The sequence below is a fragment of the Acinetobacter seifertii genome (genome assembly GCF_000368065.1).
In the GTDB taxonomy this organism is placed as follows: Bacteria; Pseudomonadota; Gammaproteobacteria; order Pseudomonadales; family Moraxellaceae; genus Acinetobacter; species Acinetobacter seifertii.
This window is the reverse complement of the sequence record NZ_KB851199.1, coordinates 452,090-468,840: the sequence shown is the minus strand read 5'-3', so window position 1 is coordinate 468,840 and position 16,751 is coordinate 452,090. Positions and strand designations below refer to the sequence as shown.

Genomic DNA, 16,751 nt, shown 5'->3' with positions numbered 1-16,751 from the left:
AAGGCTGTTTTTTTGTCTCATAGAATGCTGGTTCAGTAAGCGTAGAAATTTTGCTACACTAGGTCAAAGTAATTGACCCTATTAAGTCCGCTATGCATTGTCCATTTTGCAACGCCGCAGATAGTAAAGTCATCGATTCTCGGCTAGCCGCAGAAGGCTGTCAGATTCGTCGACGTCGTGAGTGTGTAGTTTGCGGTGAACGTTTTACCACTTTTGAAAGCTATGAAGTGGTGATGCCCCGTGTGATCAAATCGAATGGAAAAAATGAACCGTTCGATGAAGCGAAGCTACGTCGTTCGCTTATGCATGCTTTACAAAAGCGTCCAGTGACACAAGAGCAGATCGAAACGGTTCTAAGCGATATTCAATTGCAGATTCGCCGTTTAGGTGAGCGTGATGTTAAGTCTAGAACAATTGGTGAAATTGTCATGCAATCTTTATTTGCACTTGATCACGTTGCCTATGTTCGTTTTGCTTCGGTTTATCAGGACTTTCAGGATGTTGAAGCATTTCGTCGTCAAATTGAGCAAATGCAACAACGTGAGCAATAATCATTTGAGATGTATATGTCTGAGTTGAAACAAGATCAGTACTGGATGCAGCAAGCGATTGAACTTGCTAAACGAGGACTTTATTCGACAAAACCAAATCCAAATGTTGGGTGCGTGATTGTCAAAGATAATCAGGTCATTGGTGAAGGCTTTCACCCAAAAGCTGGTCAACCCCATGCTGAAGTTTTTGCATTACGTGAAGCTGGTGAGCAAGCACAAGGTGCAACCGCTTATGTAACACTTGAACCATGTGCTCATTATGGACGAACACCTCCGTGTGCTGAGGCACTCGTGAAGGCGCAGGTTAAAAAAGTGGTTGTGGCATGTCCCGATCCAAACCCGCTTGTTGCGGGTAAAGGGGTTCAGATTTTAAAAAATGCTGGTATTGAAGTAGAAATCGGTATTTGTGAAGATTCAGCAGCCAAACTTAATCAAGGCTTTTTAAAAGCGATGTCTACGGGCATGCCATATGTACGTTTAAAAGTTGCCTCTAGCTTAGATGGGCGTACTGCAATGGCATCTGGTGAGTCAAAGTGGATTACGGGTTCTGCTGCTCGTGAAGATGTGCAGCATTGGCGTGCGATTTCAGGTGCCGTGATTACAGGTATTGATACTGTGATTGCTGATGACTGTCAGCTTAATGTACGCTCACTCAATAATATTGATATCGAGACAGTTGCTCAACCAAAACGGGTAATTCTAGATCGGAGAGGGCGCTTACCGCTCACCGCTAAAATTTTAGAAAATCCTGAAACTGTCATGGTGATGGGGCCATATCGTCAGGAACTCGCTGACTTAGGCGTGATACAATTAGAAATTCAGCCTTTAAAAACACTACTACAGACCTTATCTAAGCAATACCAAATTTATGATGTGTTGGTTGAAGCTGGCGCAACTTTGTCTACCGTCTTTTTACAAGAAGGTTTGGTAGATGAAATGATCAGTTATGTTGCCCCGACTTTATTGGGGCAAAGTGCCAGAGCCATGTTCAATGCAGAATTTGAATATATGGCACAGCAACTTCGTTTTAAACTTCTTGATGTAGTACAACTTGATCAAGATATACGCTTAAGGTTAATCCCTACGCAAGAGAAAGTATGAATTCAGAGCCTTCGGTTTACCACAAACGTCGCCATGCAGCCCGCACGACCGACGAATATCTTTTTCATCAGCTTGTACCCTACTTGGGCAACAAGCGCCGATTGCTCCACTTGATTTTAGAAGCCCTAGAAATTACAGGGACGCTGAACAGCAAGAAAAAGAATCCTCCGATTTTTGCCGACTTTTTTGCGGGTAGCGGTGTGGTATCTCGTTTGGCACGTCAAAATGGTTACCGTGTCATTGCGAATGACTGGGAACCTTATAGCCATGCCTTAAATCATGCGATTTTAGCCTGTGTTGATGCGCCTGCTTTTAAAGAGCTTGGCGGCTATCAAAAAGCTATCGATTATTTAAATAGATTGCCTGAGGTTAAGGGCTGGGTTACACATAACCTTTGTCCTCGTAACGATGATGTATACGATCCAACCCGTGACCGTTTGTTCTTTAAACGCCGTAATGGTATGCGTATCGATGCGATTCGCCAGCAAATCGCAACATGGCAGGCACAAGGTGCAATTAATGATGTAGAGATGAGTGCTTTACTTGCACCATTGCTCTATTCAGCTAGCTTCGTGAGCAATACAAGTGGCGTATTTAAAAGCTTTCACCAAGGGTGGGGCGGACGTACACAAACGGCTTTAGAGCGTATTGAATCATTACTTTGGTTAACACCGAGCCGTTTCTGTGAGATTGGTGATCGGAAACGTCCAGCCGCTGAAATGTGGTGTGTAGATTCACAACATTTAGCAAATCAGATGAGTGGTTTTGAAGTAGATGTTGCCTATCTTGACCCACCATATAACCAGCATGCTTACAGTAGTAACTATCACGTTTTAAATGCATTAACTTTATGGGATCAGGTTGATTTACCTTCACCAGATACCAAAGGTTATAAGAGCGGTATTGATCGTGCATGGCGTAAAGAGCGTCCAAGTCCATATAACTCGTCTAAACATGCAAAAGATGCGTATGAAAAATTACTTTCAACCATCAATGCACGTTATATTCTGACCAGTTATTCGACCGATGGTAACATTGAGCCAAAAGATTTACTTATGGCCAATCTGGAGCGCGGAAAAGTCACTTTACTGACTCAAGATGTTCCACGTTATCGCGTAAGTAAACAACGTCAGTCAGAACGTGCACGCGTGCTCGAGTTTATTGTGATTACAGATACACATGCCAAACCAGGACCACCGTTACGCCAATTGTTAGGCCAGCTTTACCACTTTGCCGAGCTAGGTGGTGTAGATACTTCAGGTAATAGTACGCAACTTGCACTTTGGTAAGCGCTGCAACTTAAGCAGTGTGAAAGATTTGGAGATTGAGCCATGTTTACAGGCATTATTGAAAGTTTAGGTAAAGTAGAAAGCCTGCAAAGTGTAGGTGGCGATGTGCGTTTACGTATTCAAACCGATTTGGATATGTCGGATGTACATTTGGGTGACTCAATTGCAACCAATGGAATCTGTCTCACCGTTATTGAGTGGGGTGATAACTGGTATGCGGCTGATGTGTCTCGCGAAAGTTTAAACCGTACCACTTTGGGTAACTGGAAAGTTGGTCAGCGTGTCAATGTTGAAAAAGCGATGCTACCAACAACTCGTTTTGGTGGTCATATTGTAAGTGGTCACGTTGATGGTGTAGGTGAAATTACCGTAGTGCGTGAAGATGCTCGTTCCGTCTATTATGAAGTGACAGCACCTGTAGAACTTGCTAAATATTTAGCAGAGAAAGGCTCTGTAACTGTAGATGGTATTAGTTTAACCATTAACCATTTGCGCGGTAATATTTTAAGTTTGAACTTAATTCCCCATACAGCAGAACGTACTAATATTGGGACATGGCAAGTAGGTAGCAAAGTTAACCTTGAGGTAGATGTCTTAGCGCGTTATATCGAGCGTTTATTGCTAGGTGATAAAGCTGCTGAACAGAAAACTGAGTCAAATATTAGTATGGCTTTTTTAGCTGAAAATGGTTTTTTAAAATAAATTTTAAATCGCCAAAATAAAAAACCGGACATATGTTCCGGTTTTTTTATTTTAAAAATTAATGCTTGGTGAGAGTAACCGAATGTGTGCCAACCCATGGTTTATTATGCTGGGTGCGTGTAATTGAAAATTGACCTTTTTCTGACGCTCGTGTCAGCAAAATAGAAAGTGAATTAAAGTCGTTATGACTCATATAAAGTTCTTGTGCTGAAAATGTCCATTGCTCACCCTGATTAAGCTGCTCAAGTTGCGTTGAAATCTGATGTGGAATGTCCATTTTTACTCACTTTAATTTTGATAAATAACCATGCATTATTCTAATAATTATTTGAACTAAAAGAATATTATGCATGACTATTTTGTGACAATTAAATGTCATTTTGATGACAAAGAGCGTTTTTAAAATTTTACTTTTCTATTTTTTCATCAGAAAACTTAGAATTATTTAATATGTATTCAATTTCTTCTTGAGCTGCCGCCTCTAGTTTGGCACGGAAAGCCGTTACAGAATGTTCAATTAAGTTTTCAGCTTCAAGTTCTAAACGAATTCGTAAACTTTCAAGCTCCGATAAGATTTGATCATCGGTAATGCTAAGTTTTACACCAGAAGAATAGTCTACAGCAGGTGTTTCAGGGTTTTTTTGATAACGTGCAGTTTGTTCAGCAACTTCCTGTTCTAAATGACTGCAGAAAGCTTGTAGAGCTTGGGTCTGCTCATCAAACTTACGAACTTCATCGGCTTGCAATTCAGCAGCATAGGCTGCTTCAACTGCACGCTTATCTGCAAGAGATTTTTCTAAAGCAAGCTGACGGCGAATGCGTGCTTGTTCGATTAACTCTGCTTTGAGGTCTGCATAAGCCTGTTCAATGTTTTTTTGCGATTCTAGTTGGGCTTTCTCGTCATTGAGTACCCAAAGTTGAATAGGCGTCTGAGGCTCTAATAAATCGCAAATACGTGCCAAATCCTGTTGATAGGCATGACGGACAGCTTCAGGCGCATTTAACCATCTTTTTTTAAAATCTTGCCCGACATTTAATGCCACCACACTTCTCCTTTACTCAACAGTCTCAACATTTTAGCGCGTTATAATTTAAAGGTTCGAGGTTCTATACCCAAACGACGATACATTTTAAATTTTTCTCGGCCAATTTGCTTGGCTGCTTCATTATTTTCAACAATTTCTATAATGTGGCTAAAATGATTCACTTGTTCAAGTGCATGATTGTTAAAATTAAATGCCAACCAGCCTTGTTCAGTAGGTTGTTTAGCCGAAATACATACTGCTGCGTCTGCCTGATCAATACCATGAGCAATGAAGCTGGTCGGATCAAAGCTCCAAAGTTTTTCATCAAGTGTTTGTTGTAACTGCACATCTGTGCAGTACCACCAGATCTGTGAGTGCTTCAGTAGAATCTTTCGGCACAAACGGCAAGCACTATCGACTTGCCGTTCTTCACTCGTTTCAAACAAATAAAAGCTAACTTTAGCCATTCGTATTTACACGGTTGGCTAAGAATTGCATAAGTAACGGTACTGGACGACCAGTTGCACCTTTTGCTGAACCTGATAACCAAGCTGTACCGGCTACATCTAAGTGAGCCCAGCGATAATCACGTGTGAAACGTTCAAGGAAGCAGGCCGCTGTAATCGCACCGCCATGTGGACCACCAATGTTGGCTATATCTGCAAAAGGTGAGTCTAGTAGTTCTTGATAGTCATCAATCACTGGCATACGCCATACTCGGTCAAATGATTGTTCACCCGCTTGTTGAAGCTCAGTTGCTAAAGCATCGTCAGGAGAGAATAAGCCGCTTAACACTTTACCTAGTGCAACTACACAAGCACCGGTTAAAGTTGCGATATCAATGACTACTGCCGGATTGAAGCGTTTGATATACGTTAACGTATCGCAAAGAACCAAACGGCCTTCTGCATCGGTGTTTAAAATTTCAACAGTTTGACCACTCATGGTCGTTACGATATCGCCCGGACGAGTTGCTTTACCTGAAGGCATATTTTCTGCTGCAGCAATCGCGCCCACCACATAAATTGGAAGGCGTGCTTCACATAATGCGCGGATTGTACCAAGCACAGAAGCTGCACCACACATATCGAATTTCATTTCATCCATGCCAAGGCCTGGTTTTAAAGAAATACCACCTGTATCAAAAGTAACGCCTTTACCTACAAGTACAACAGGGGCTTGTTCAAGGTTTGCTTGGTATTCAAGAGTGACAATACGACCCGGACGTTCAGATCCTTTACTTACAGCTAGGAATGCATACATGCCTAAATCAGCCATTTGCTGCTCATTTAAGACAGTCACTTTAAGTAAGTCTGGGAATTCTGCAGCTAAAGCTAATGCCTGTTCAGCTAAATATTCAGGGAAACAGATATTACCTGGACGGTTTCCTAAGTCACGAGCATAAGACTGACCAGATTGTACGGCATGCACCAAGGCAAGTTGGCTTTCATCAAGATTGGTTTGTGAACTAATTAAATCAACTTGTTGTAACACAAATTCATTTTTTTTCGATTTAAACTCATCATAACCATAAGCTGCTTGAGTTAAGCTTAATGCAAATAAATAATGGTATTCGACAGGTAACGCAGCAATATCAATTGCGATATGCTTAAATTTATTTTGTGTCGATTTGATAATGGTTTGTGCCAATTTTGCTAACTTAACTGCTTGAAGTTCAGCTGCTTTTCCTAAACCAAGTAATTGGGTATGAGCTTGATGAGTAAGCTGACCAAACAATGGCAACGTTTCGTTGAAGTTAGCTTTAAATTGAGTCGCTGTAAGAATATTTTCTATGTTATTGATTTGATATGTGTTGAGGTTGGTTTGTAGCTGTTCTGAATCAACTAAAACCCACAAAGATTCATTAGATGTTTGTTCAGGGAAAGTTGTATAAGTTGTAAATTTCATGGCTGCCGTGATTGCCTATAGAAAGTTATGTTGGATTAAAACATTGAAACACTTTCAAGCATAGCGTTGCAATGTGCGGTTTTATATTTTTAACATTCGGGTAAACTAGCGTTCGTCCCGTTTAGCCTTTTGGAAGTATTAATTTGATTATTCGGCGTTATCTCGTCAAGCAAGTTGTCTCTACCTCATTGGTGGTCATTGCATTATTGACCTTAATCATGATGGGTGGTCGTCTGATCAAATACTTTGGTGTGGCGGCGCAGGGGCGTTTAGATGCTAGTATTTTATTTAGCATCGTAGGATATCGTTTACCCGAATTCCTTACCCTTATTTTACCACTAGGTTTTTTTATTGGCTTAATGCTGGTGTTTGGTCGCTTATATGTTGACCATGAAATGGCCGTACTCAATGGTAGTGGAGTAAGTCGTCATCAATTAGCACGCTTACTCATTCCAATGACACTGGTTTACATGGTTTGTCAGTCTGTGCTCATGTTGTGGATGACGCCGTGGGGACTGCGTGAATTTGAAAAACTAACGACAACCCAAGCTGTACGGACGGGTTTTGATTTGGTTCGCCCAAGAGAGTTTATTTCTTCAGGGCCTTATACGATTTATGCAGGCTCACTGTCGGAAGACCGTAAAAACCTCAAGGATATTTTCTTTTATCAACGCGCTACTAAAGAAGATAAGCCAGATGTCATGATTTTGGCAAAAGAGGCAACACGTGTTGAGATGGCTAATGATACAGCCAATGTTGTCGATCTGGTTCAAGGTCGCCGTTATGAAATATATCCGGGACAACCGAAATATACGCAAGCAGAGTTCCAGTCTTATCGTCTGCGCTTAGAAAATGATAAGGATGTTAAGTTTGAAAGTAGTGATGTAGGAGCACTTCCAACCTCTAAGCTATTGGATAAAAGCAATGATCCTGTCATCAGAAGTGAGTTGGGTTGGCGTTTATTTGGTCCGTTTACCATCATTGTTGCTCTCATGATGTCAGTTGCATTGTCTGAGGTAAATCCACGACAGGGCCGTTATTATCGTCTTATTCCATCTATTTTTATTTTCGCGAGTCTGATTGTTCTTATGATTGCGATTAAGACTCGTATCAGTAGAGGAGAGCTGGACATTTGGGCTTATCCAGCAGCTTTATTGGTTTATGCAATTGCAGCTGCCTTATTTTCACGTAAACAGAAATTAGGGCCGAAAATCAAGAAACAGATCAAGCGGGTGAAATTATAATGTTAGCACGTCGAATAGTCGCCAAATATGTGACGAAAACCACTGCGCTTGCAATGTTTGGTACCACCATTGTTTTATCTGTTTTACAGGTCTTGTTTACTTATTTGGGTGAGTTGGGTGAGTTAAAGCCTGACTATAATGCATGGCAAGCTTTTATCTATGTGTTATGGGGTGCCCCCCGCTATCTATATGAGATTTTACCTATTTCGGCCTTAATTGGGGCTGTGATTGGATTAGGGGCTTTAGCATCCAACAGCGAGCTGATTGTGATGCGGTCAGTTGGTATTAGCTTGTGGCGTATTGTAGGTTGGGTGATGCGCTCAGCTTTGCTGCTTATTATTTTATCTTTTGCACTTAGTGAGTGGGTTGTTCCTTATACAAATGAGCAAGCACAAAGTGTTAAAAGTCACCGTTCAGCAGCTGCTTTAGGTGAAGTGAAAGGTTATTGGTCACGAGAAGGACAGCGTTTTATCTATATTGACTATGCAAACTCGCAAGGAAATTTAAGAGACATTCAAGTTGTAGACTTTGACAAAGATTACCGTTTGCAATCTCTAATTAATGCAGAGCAAGGTAAGTTTATCAAAGATGGTCAATGGTCTTTACAGAAAGCTAGCCAAACAGACATTCTTACAGATGGTAATTCAATACAAAATAATCATGAACAGCAGTCTTTAGGATTGGCTTTGCAACCTAAATACGTACACATGGTGACTTTAGATCCTGAAGACTTATCTCCAAGTCAGTTGGTTAGCTTCATGCGTTATATGGATGAATATAGCCAAGTCCCTAAAACTTACCAATTAGCTTTTTGGCAAAAAGTTGCCTCTCCATTTTCTCTCATTACCTTGGTGTTAGTCGCTTGTTCTTTTATTTTTGGGCCACTACGTCAACAATCAATGGGTTTCAGATTGGTGATCGCACTCTTTATTGGTTTGGGTTTCTATTACTTACAAGATTTCTTGGGTTACGCAAGTTTGGTATACGCACCTTCACCTGCTTGGTTTGTGCTTGTACCTATTGCTTTGCTATTCGGTGCAGGTAGTTATTTACTTTACCGCGCCCGTTAATTCAAAAGAATATGAATGGCTTTCTCAATGATAGGCATTGGTGAAAGCTATAGGAAAAATTAGAGTCTTCACCGAAAATTCGGTAAGATATTGCGATGAAATTGTAGACAAAAGAGAAATTGATTATGACGGATGCAACTGCTGGCAAGATCCCTCACGTTCTGGTCATTATGGATGGTGTTGGACACCGTGAAGCGATTGAAGATAATGCTTTTCTTGCAGCAAAAACCCCGAATTTAACTGCAATGAAAGCAAAGCATCCAAATAGTCTCATTTCTGGTTCTGGTGAAGATGTAGGTTTGCCTGATGGACAAATGGGTAACTCTGAAGTTGGCCATATGAACCTTGGTGCAGGCCGTGTGTTGTATCAAGATTTTACCCGTATTACTAAAGACATTCGTACTGGCGATTTTTTCAAACATGAAGTATTGATTGACGCTGTTGAAAAAGCTAAAGCTGCTGGTGGTGCAGTTCATATTATGGGCTTACTTTCTGAAGGTGGTGTTCATTCACACGAAGATCATATTGTGGCGATGTGTGAGCTTGCATTAAAACGTGGTGCAAAAGTTTATCTTCATGCATTCCTTGATGGTCGTGATACTCCTCCACGTAGTGCGCAACCTTCATTAGAAAAATTAGATGCTCTATTTGCTCAATATCCGGGTCAAGGTCGTATAGCAACTATGATTGGCCGTTACTTTGCAATGGATCGTGATAACCGTTGGGACCGTGTAGAACAGGCTTACCGTTTATTGACTGAAGGTGAAGCACTTCGTACTGCACAAACGGCAGTAGAAGGTTTAGAGCTTGCGTATGCTGCAAATGAAAATGACGAGTTTGTAAAAGCAACTCGTATTGGTGATGTGGCTAAAGTTCAAGATGGCGATAGCGTTGTTTTCATGAACTTCCGTGCTGACCGTGCTCGTGAAATTACTCGTGCGTTTGTTGAAAAAGACTTCGCTGGTTTTGAGCGTAAAGTTGTGCCGAACCTTTCTAAATTTGTCATGTTGACGCGTTATCAAGCAAGTATTGATGCACCTGTGGCATATATGCCTGAAGAGTTGAAAAACTCACTTGGTGAATATTTATCTTCTCTTGGCAAAACGCAATTACGTATTGCTGAAACAGAAAAATATGCCCATGTGACATTCTTCTTTAGTGGTGGTCGTGAAGATGAATACCCAGGTGAGAAGCGTATTCTCATTCCATCACCAAACGTTGCAACATATGACCTAAAGCCTGAAATGAGTGCTTATGAAGTAACTGATGAACTCGTTAAGGCAATTAACTCAGGTGAGTACGATTTACTTGTTGTGAACTTTGCCAATGGTGATATGGTAGGTCATACAGGCGTATTTGATGCTGCGGTTAAGGCTGTTGAAGCAGTTGATACATGTTTAGGTCGTGTATACGAAGCTGTGATGGCGAAAAAAGGCCACATGCTGATTACTGCTGATCATGGCAATGTCGAGCAAATGCAGGACTATGAAAGTGGTCAGGTTCATACTCAACATACAACAGAGCTTGTACCATTTATTTATGTTGGTCCAACTCAAGCGACAATTGCAGAAGGTGGTGTACTTGCAGATGTTGCACCGACTATCCTTAATCTAATGCAGATTCCTGTACCTGCGGAAATGCAAGGTCGTAATCTGATTACATTATCTGCATAAGCGATAGGTGACTAAATGCTGCAACACAAAATATATAAAGCTTTTTTGGGTAGTGTATTGATGTGTTGCAGCTACCTCGCTCTTGCTGCTCCTGTTGTAAAAGAAAAACTATCACCGCAGCATGTTGATCCGGCAGAATCAGAAGAAAGTTATGCAGAAGTCCCTATTGAGTCGATTCAGCAGTTTGTACAAATTTATGGGATTGTTCGGGATAACTATGTCGATGAAAAGTCGGACGATGCTTTATTTTTACAAGCCATTAAAGGATTAGTCAGCGGTTTAGATCGTTATTCACGCTATTTGTCTCCTGAAGAATACCGTCAACTCATTCAATATACCGAAGGTGATCTAGCCTCGGTTGATTTTGCATTAAGTCCAGAAGCACATATTCATAAATGGATGATTCGCGACCTTAAGACAGGTTCAGATTCATATAAACTAGGCTTAAGAAATGGCCAGACAATTTTAAAAATTGATAATCAAGAACTTAAGAACCTGACGCAAGATCAAATATCTGGTTTGCTGTATGGTTCAATAGGATCAACACTTCAGGTACAGACCGAGGAGTCAAATACTCCAATCAGTTTGGTTCGTAATAAAAAGATTGAAACTGACATCGAACCTGTCATGTTACACAATCAGGTATTGGTACTAAAAATTAGAGTGTTCCAGCAAGATACTGCTAATGAAATTAAGCGTTTGATTGAAGAAAATAGTTCTTCGCGTTTAAAAGCAGTATTAATTGATTTACGAAATAACCCAGGCGGGTTGCTATCTGCTGCTGTTGAGTCAGCCGATTTATTTTTAAATCATGGCATTATTGTTTCTACAAAAAGTCGTTCAGAAGGTAATCAGCAATTTCAGGCTTTACCGGGCAATGATTTTCAAAATATAAAGGTCGGTATTTTAATTAATCATCGATCCGCATCAGCAGCAGAAGTTTTTACTGCTGCAATGAAAGAGCATCAGCGTGCTTGGGTCATTGGCGAAAAAAGTTATGGAAAAGGTGTTGTACAAAAGCTTTTCCCTCTGCCTAGTGGGGCAGCCTTGCAAATGACGGTCTCACATTACTACACACCAAATGGTAATATGATTGAAGGGCAAGGTATTCAACCTAATCAGACCTATCCCTTACCGCCAGAAATGAAAGAAGATGTTTATTTGGAGCGTGTTGCCGATTTACTTCTAAAAAGGAAGTAAGGTTTATACTTCCTGTTCAGTCTCGGTGTCTAAGCCAAATTTTTTCAAACGATAACGTAAAGAACGAAACGTCATTCCTAGTTTTTTTGCTGCTAAAGTTCTGTTCCAATGGGTCATATTGAGTGCATTGAGCAGAATATCTTTTTCAATGTTCTCTAAATAACGCTCCAATCCTTCAGTTGGCAATTTTTTTACAACTTGAGGCGTTGTCACGTTATTTTGTATTGTCTGAGATACCAATGGTACTGAGCTAGAGATATTTGCTCTTAATGGTGCTGGATGTAAGTGTGGTACATCAATTTGAGCATCGTCACTTAGGGTGATTGCTCGCTCAATCATGTTTCTTAATTCGCGAACATTGCCAGGAAAGTGTTGCTGTAAGAGATAAGTCTCGGCTGCGTCGCTTAATTGTTTGGGTGGTGTTTCCCACTCCATACAAATTTTCTGAATAAAGTGATTTGCAAGTAAAAGGACATCTTCGCCACGTTCTCGTAGCGGTGGTAACATCAAGTCCATAACATGGATACGGAAAAACAAATCCTGACGGAATTTGCCTTGTCTAACCAATAAATCCAAGTCTTGATGACTCGCACTAATGACACGGAAATCAACATCAATTTCCTGATCGGAACCGAGAGGACGGATCTTTTTTTCCTGTACCGCACGCAGTAGTTTGACTTGCATACTAAGTGGTAATTCGGCAATTTCATCTAAAAATAAACTACCGCCGTGAGCCGATAAAATCAGACCCTGTTTATCTTGAGTTGCCCCAGTAAAACTGCCTTTTTTATGTCCAAACAGCTCACTTTCCATGAGTTCAGTTGGAATGGCACCGCAGTTAATTGCAATAAAAGGACCTTCACTACGGTTACTTAACCGATGAACTAGGTTGGCAACTACTTCTTTACCTGTTCCTGACTCACCTGTAACAAATACAGGTGCTTGAGAGCGAGCAATTTTTTTAATTGCAATGCGTAATTGTTGAATAGGTAGAGAACGGCCGATTAATAATTTATTTTCTAGCGCTGTTTCTGCAAAGTCTTGATCTGTTTGTTGCCGATTGAGCGCCTTTTGCAATAACTGATCTAAATGGACTTGGTTAATAGGTTTATTCACAAAATCAAAAGCACCTGCTTTTAATGCAGCAATTGCAATATCCATATTGCCGTATGCAGTTAAAACTGCAATTGGGGTGTTGGGGTAGTTTTGAGAGACATGTTTGACTAAGTCTAACCCGCTACCATCAGGTAGATTTAAATCGGTTAAGCATGCGTCGTAATGAAACTGAGTGAAGAGTTGTTTGGCCTGTTCAACCCGATAAGCAAGATGTGTTTTAATCCCCATTCGTGCAAGTGTCATTTGCATTAAAAGGCACAAATCTTCTTCATCGTCTACAAGCAAAACCAGTGGTTGCTGTTCTGCCATTTCCCCAAAAACCTAATAAAAAAATCAATATATTATTGGGCACTCTATTCTGAAGCATGCCCCTTGTTTTTGCTCTACATAAGTGAGCTTTGCATGGTTTGCCTCACAGAAACTATGAGACAAGTATAATCCTAAACCAGTTCCATTAATTTCGGTACTAAAAAATGGTTTAAATAGTTGAGATATATCACGTTTTAATACACCTTCACCGTAATCGATCACATCAATATAAATTTTATTTGCTTGTGAATGAATATTGATCGTGACATTAGGTGAATCAGGTGCATTATGCCGTAAAGCATTTCGCACCAAATTGATCATAACTTGTCGTAATTGTTTTTCGTCAAATAAAAATTTTAGATAATTATCAGATATTTCGAGTCGGATAGAGTGCTTAACGTCTGATAAATCTTCTTCGAATAAACTTGTTATAAAATGACTTAAGTCAATCTGAATAGGATGAGTTCTTTCACTACGTGCAAGCCCCAAAGTATCTTGAACAATACTGTCAATACGTTTGGCTTGTTTACCAATCATATGTCGCAAAGTATTTTGTTGTTCTGGATCGCTATCTTTAAGTAGCTCATTTGCTTGTACAATTGCAGCCAAAGGATTGCGGATTTCATGTGCAATACTTGCTGAAAGTTGCCCTAAAGCAGCAAGTTTGAGCTGTTGTGCTTGCTGATTAATTTGCTGGGCATCTTGTAAAATGAGCAGTGTCAGTGCTTGTTGTGGGACCAAAAGGTGCTGCACTTTAATATTAATGGAATAAGTCGATAGGCGGGACTCAAAAATAAATCGGTCACCTTCTTGTAATTCACCAAACTTAAGAATCTCATATAAGTCGGTATGCCACTTGGCTAAAGGATATTTTTCGTTGGCAAATTGGGGTGGAATACCGAGCAGTGAGCAAGCAGCTGGATTGCTGAGCACAATGTTGTAGTCTTCATCTAAGACTAAATAGCCTTCTTCAATTTGTTCTAAAATATAACGGTTAATATTTTGAAGTTGATAAAGTTCAACTGACTGGTGAAAGGTCAAAGCTTCAAGTAATTTAAAGCGCTGAACCGCAATTTGACCAATCCCATGAACGACAAAAAATAAGAAAGCGAGTAAGGCACTATTCCCAATCGTGTTTAGATTGTTGTAGTCGAACAAACTCCCCACGAAGCGTTGGTAAATAACTGCAATGATCGCAAGCAAGGTAATGATTAAAGACATTCTTGCGCTGAGCAAAATTGCCGAGGTAAAGATTGCAATTACATAAAGTAGACTAAGCTGTAAATTTGGTTCACCAACAGAAAAAGTCAGTAAACTCAAACAAATAACATCGACAATAAAAAATAAAGCAAGCTGGCGTGTTGCCTGAGTTGCGATAAATTTAAAGCCTAACAATTGAACAAGACTGACAATTGAGTAGCCTAGTAGCGTATAAAAATATAAAGATGGTTGCTGCAAACTATTGTCGGCTTGAGCATTGGTTGAAACCAAAATAATAGTCAGGCTAACCGCAATAATAAGACGGTATAAACCATACCAAGTGCCCAAACGAAAAATCGTATGGGACAGGGATGAATTTAAAGGAGAGTGCATGTAAGTCTGATTATGGTTTAATCAGACCGTAGCGAATCGCAAGATGTGTAAGTTTTACATCGCTATCAATTGCTAACTTTTCAAAAATACGATAACGGTAAGTATTTACAGTTTTCACGCTCACAAAAAGTTTATCGGCAATTTCTTGTGCGCTAATGCAGTTGACAACCATCATGGCAACTTGCATTTCACGTTCTGATAACGAATCAAAAGGGGATTGTTGGGTGTCGTATAAATATGAGCTTGCTAGTTGTTCGGCAATATCAGCACTAAAATATTTACCACCTTGCATCACTTTGTTAATTGCACGAACCATCTCGGCAATTGGTGCCCCCTTGGTGATATAACCTTTTGCACCGGCTTTTAGCAATAAAGACGGGTAGGGTTCTTCGGCAAGGCCGCTCACAGCAATGACTTTCGTCTCTGGAGCTGTTTGTAATAAACGACGAGTTGTTTCTACGCCACCGATGCCCGGCATGTTGACATCAAGTAGTACGACTTGCGGATGTTGTTGGCGAACGATAGCAATTGCTTCTTCCCCAGATTCGGCTTGTCCAATTACCTCAACATCTGCATGATCTTCTAACATACGGCAAATACCCGTACGTACCAGTTCATGGTCATCGACAACTAAAACTGTAATCAAGAAGACCTCCTTTCTTTCAAAAAACAAGTTTTTTGTTACATAAAGCAAAATAAGCTTGCAATGGAATGACAAAATTAGCAATCCTATTCTTCTATAGTGAGCGAATAGTTGTGCACAATTGTGTCGGTAAACCTTTATACCTTATATCTCAAATGTAAGGCATAATGATAGTAAGCGCAAATGTGTGTCACCCTGAGTCGAGTATTGTGCCGTGAAAAATTCTAAAAAGTCTTTAATGCATGTGCTAAGCATGTCTATTTTGCTTAGTTTGAGTTCAACAAGCTTTGCAGAACTCGTCAATAACCCGTCCTCAGGGAGTACTGGTACTGCAAGTTTAAATTGGTCGGCAGCGGATGCTAGTCAACTTTTAAATGATGAAGATGATGAGCCAACTCCGCAAGGTTCAACATCTGTAACTACAACTTTGCGTGGCAGTAATGCACCGAAAGTTATTAGCTCTACACCTAGAGTTGCTCCAATTCGTGATACCGGGGGTTTTAATGCCCAGCCGAGTGTAAGTGCACGTGCTGCACTTGTCATGGATGCGCAAACAGGTGAGGTTCTTTATAGTAAAAATACCAATGCATCGGTACCGATTGCGTCTATTACCAAATTAATGACAGCAGTTGTAACGGCAGATGCGCGTTTAAACATGTCAGAAGAAATTACACTTGAGCAAATTGATTTTGCTGGTGCAAATGGTAAAAACTCAAGCTCAACCTTACGTGTTGGCGACAAGATGAACCGTGCAGAAGTTCTTCTGTTTGCTCTAATGAAATCTGAAAACCCAGCAGCAGCAGCTTTAGCGCGTACTTATCCGGGTGGTCGTCCTGCATTCGTAGCAGCGATGAATGCTAAAGCACGTTCTTTGGGTATGAGTGCAACTCATTATTATGAATCAACTGGTTTAGACCCACGCAATGTTTCTTCTGCACGTGATTTAGGAATTTTGGCGAGTACAGCATCTCAGTATGGTTTAATCCGTCAATTCTCAACTACACCGACTTATGATTTTAACTTGGGTTATCGCGTGTTGAAATCTAACAATACCAATGCGCTAGTGCGTAATGGTGGTTGGAATATCAACTTGTCAAAAACTGGTTATATCAATGAAGCCGGTCGCTGTGTCGTGATGCATACGACTGTAAACTCACGTCCAGCAGTGATTGTATTGCTTGGTGAGCCAAGTACACAGGCACGTAATAACGATGCAACTAACTTATTGGGTTGGTTGAGTAATTTGCCAAAACGTATTTAAGTTCAATATTTAAAAAACGCTTCTATCAAGAAGCGTTTTTTTATGGATATAAAAAAGACATAAAAA

The 16,751-nt window shown here is 40.4% G+C and carries 16 protein-coding genes; 9 read left to right on the top strand and 7 right to left on the bottom strand.

Annotation, left to right across the window (positions count from 1 at the left end; all coding sequences use genetic code 11):
- The first annotated feature begins 92 nt into the window (after window positions 1-92).
- The 4 genes from nrdR to F985_RS07135 are packed head-to-tail and all read left to right on the top strand — an operon-like array spanning window position 93 to window position 3,643.
- A complete protein-coding gene (nrdR, locus tag F985_RS07150; RefSeq protein ID WP_004699275.1) occupies window positions 93-551 on the top strand; it encodes a transcriptional regulator NrdR in 459 nt (152 codons plus the stop codon).
- Window positions 552-566: 15 nt separating this feature from the next.
- On the top strand, window positions 567-1,652 hold the full coding sequence (gene ribD / locus F985_RS07145) for a bifunctional diaminohydroxyphosphoribosylaminopyrimidine deaminase/5-amino-6-(5-phosphoribosylamino)uracil reductase RibD (protein ID WP_004699274.1): 1,086 nt from the start codon (window positions 567-569) through the stop codon (window positions 1,650-1,652).
- Entirely contained in the window at window positions 1,649-2,941 is a 1,293-nt protein-coding gene (locus tag F985_RS07140) for a DNA adenine methylase (RefSeq protein ID WP_004699273.1), read from the top strand. The genes ribD and F985_RS07140 overlap by 4 nt, the downstream gene beginning before the upstream one ends.
- Before the next feature lie 42 nt (window positions 2,942-2,983).
- Window positions 2,984-3,643 carry a riboflavin synthase gene (locus F985_RS07135; RefSeq protein WP_004699272.1) on the top strand — a complete coding sequence of 220 codons (660 nt, stop codon included), beginning with the start codon at window positions 2,984-2,986 and terminating at the stop codon, window positions 3,641-3,643.
- 58 nt (window positions 3,644-3,701) lie between these two features.
- Here F985_RS07135 and F985_RS07130 read toward each other — a convergent pair whose 3' ends face one another.
- The 4 genes from F985_RS07130 to F985_RS07115 all read right to left on the bottom strand — a co-directional run bounded on the left by F985_RS07130 (window position 3,702) and on the right by F985_RS07115 (window position 6,576).
- Complete coding sequence (locus tag F985_RS07130; protein ID WP_004699271.1) at window positions 3,702-3,920, bottom strand: hypothetical protein; 219 nt, start codon at window positions 3,918-3,920, stop codon at window positions 3,702-3,704.
- Window positions 3,921-4,050: 130 nt separating this feature from the next.
- Window positions 4,051-4,689 carry a cell division protein BlhA gene (blhA, locus tag F985_RS07125; protein ID WP_019456998.1) on the bottom strand — a complete coding sequence of 213 codons (639 nt, stop codon included), beginning with the start codon at window positions 4,687-4,689 and terminating at the stop codon, window positions 4,051-4,053.
- 38 nt (window positions 4,690-4,727) lie between these two features.
- Window positions 4,728-5,135: a DNA polymerase III subunit chi gene (locus F985_RS07120; protein ID WP_004699269.1), complete on the bottom strand. Its 408-nt coding sequence runs from the start codon at window positions 5,133-5,135 to the stop codon at window positions 4,728-4,730.
- A complete protein-coding gene (locus F985_RS07115; RefSeq protein WP_004699268.1) occupies window positions 5,128-6,576 on the bottom strand; it encodes a leucyl aminopeptidase in 1,449 nt (482 codons plus the stop codon). Before F985_RS07115 ends, F985_RS07120 begins: the two co-directional genes overlap by 8 nt.
- Window positions 6,577-6,719: 143 nt before the next feature.
- On the opposite strand from F985_RS07115, the gene lptF reads away from it, so the two are divergent.
- The 4 genes from lptF to F985_RS07095 all read left to right on the top strand — a co-directional run bounded on the left by lptF (window position 6,720) and on the right by F985_RS07095 (window position 11,763).
- Window positions 6,720-7,820, top strand: coding sequence for an LPS export ABC transporter permease LptF (gene lptF / locus F985_RS07110; RefSeq protein ID WP_004699267.1), 1,101 nt, complete (start codon window positions 6,720-6,722; stop codon window positions 7,818-7,820).
- Entirely contained in the window at window positions 7,820-8,890 is a 1,071-nt protein-coding gene (gene lptG / locus F985_RS07105) for an LPS export ABC transporter permease LptG (RefSeq protein WP_004699266.1), read from the top strand. The genes lptF and lptG overlap by 1 nt, the downstream gene beginning before the upstream one ends.
- 125 nt (window positions 8,891-9,015) lie before the next feature.
- The gene (gene gpmI / locus F985_RS07100; protein WP_004699264.1) at window positions 9,016-10,563 is read left to right on the top strand and encodes a 2,3-bisphosphoglycerate-independent phosphoglycerate mutase; all 1,548 of its coding nucleotides are present in this window, start codon (window positions 9,016-9,018) and stop codon (window positions 10,561-10,563) included.
- Between the two features lie 15 nt (window positions 10,564-10,578).
- The gene (locus F985_RS07095; protein ID WP_004699262.1) at window positions 10,579-11,763 is read left to right on the top strand and encodes a S41 family peptidase; all 1,185 of its coding nucleotides are present in this window, start codon (window positions 10,579-10,581) and stop codon (window positions 11,761-11,763) included.
- Between the two features lie 3 nt (window positions 11,764-11,766).
- Here F985_RS07095 and F985_RS07090 read toward each other — a convergent pair whose 3' ends face one another.
- The 3 genes from F985_RS07090 to gacA are packed head-to-tail and all read right to left on the bottom strand — an operon-like array spanning window position 11,767 to window position 15,427.
- Complete coding sequence (locus F985_RS07090) at window positions 11,767-13,188, bottom strand: sigma-54-dependent transcriptional regulator (protein WP_004699259.1); 1,422 nt, start codon at window positions 13,186-13,188, stop codon at window positions 11,767-11,769.
- A gap of 24 nt (window positions 13,189-13,212) precedes the next feature.
- On the bottom strand, window positions 13,213-14,781 hold the full coding sequence (locus tag F985_RS07085; RefSeq protein ID WP_004699258.1) for a sensor histidine kinase: 1,569 nt from the start codon (window positions 14,779-14,781) through the stop codon (window positions 13,213-13,215).
- A gap of 10 nt (window positions 14,782-14,791) precedes the next feature.
- The gene (gene gacA / locus F985_RS07080) at window positions 14,792-15,427 is read right to left on the bottom strand and encodes a response regulator transcription factor GacA (RefSeq protein ID WP_004699257.1); all 636 of its coding nucleotides are present in this window, start codon (window positions 15,425-15,427) and stop codon (window positions 14,792-14,794) included.
- Window positions 15,428-15,638: 211 nt separating this feature from the next.
- Here gacA and pbpG point away from each other — a divergent pair, with 211 nt between their 5' ends.
- Entirely contained in the window at window positions 15,639-16,685 is a 1,047-nt protein-coding gene (gene pbpG, locus F985_RS07075) for a D-alanyl-D-alanine endopeptidase PBP7/8 (protein WP_134263468.1), read from the top strand.
- The last annotated feature ends 66 nt before the right edge of the window (window positions 16,686-16,751 follow it).

Coding starts and splice junctions, on each gene's coding strand:
- F985_RS07140 (WP_004699273.1), top strand. CDS start 1,649: ATGAATTCAGAGCCTTCGGTTTACCACAAACGTCGCCATGCAGCCCGC.
- F985_RS07095 (WP_004699262.1), top strand. CDS start 10,579: ATGCTGCAACACAAAATATATAAAGCTTTTTTGGGTAGTGTATTGATG.
- ribD (WP_004699274.1), top strand. CDS start 567: ATGTCTGAGTTGAAACAAGATCAGTACTGGATGCAGCAAGCGATTGAA.
- lptG (WP_004699266.1), top strand. CDS start 7,820: ATGTTAGCACGTCGAATAGTCGCCAAATATGTGACGAAAACCACTGCG.
- F985_RS07135 (WP_004699272.1), top strand. CDS start 2,984: ATGTTTACAGGCATTATTGAAAGTTTAGGTAAAGTAGAAAGCCTGCAA.
- nrdR (WP_004699275.1), top strand. CDS start 93: ATGCATTGTCCATTTTGCAACGCCGCAGATAGTAAAGTCATCGATTCT.
- F985_RS07085 (WP_004699258.1), bottom strand. CDS start 14,781: ATGCACTCTCCTTTAAATTCATCCCTGTCCCATACGATTTTTCGTTTG.
- F985_RS07090 (WP_004699259.1), bottom strand. CDS start 13,188: ATGGCAGAACAGCAACCACTGGTTTTGCTTGTAGACGATGAAGAAGAT.
- F985_RS07115 (WP_004699268.1), bottom strand. CDS start 6,576: ATGAAATTTACAACTTATACAACTTTCCCTGAACAAACATCTAATGAA.
- gpmI (WP_004699264.1), top strand. CDS start 9,016: ATGACGGATGCAACTGCTGGCAAGATCCCTCACGTTCTGGTCATTATG.
- F985_RS07120 (WP_004699269.1), bottom strand. CDS start 5,135: ATGGCTAAAGTTAGCTTTTATTTGTTTGAAACGAGTGAAGAACGGCAA.
- F985_RS07130 (WP_004699271.1), bottom strand. CDS start 3,920: ATGGACATTCCACATCAGATTTCAACGCAACTTGAGCAGCTTAATCAG.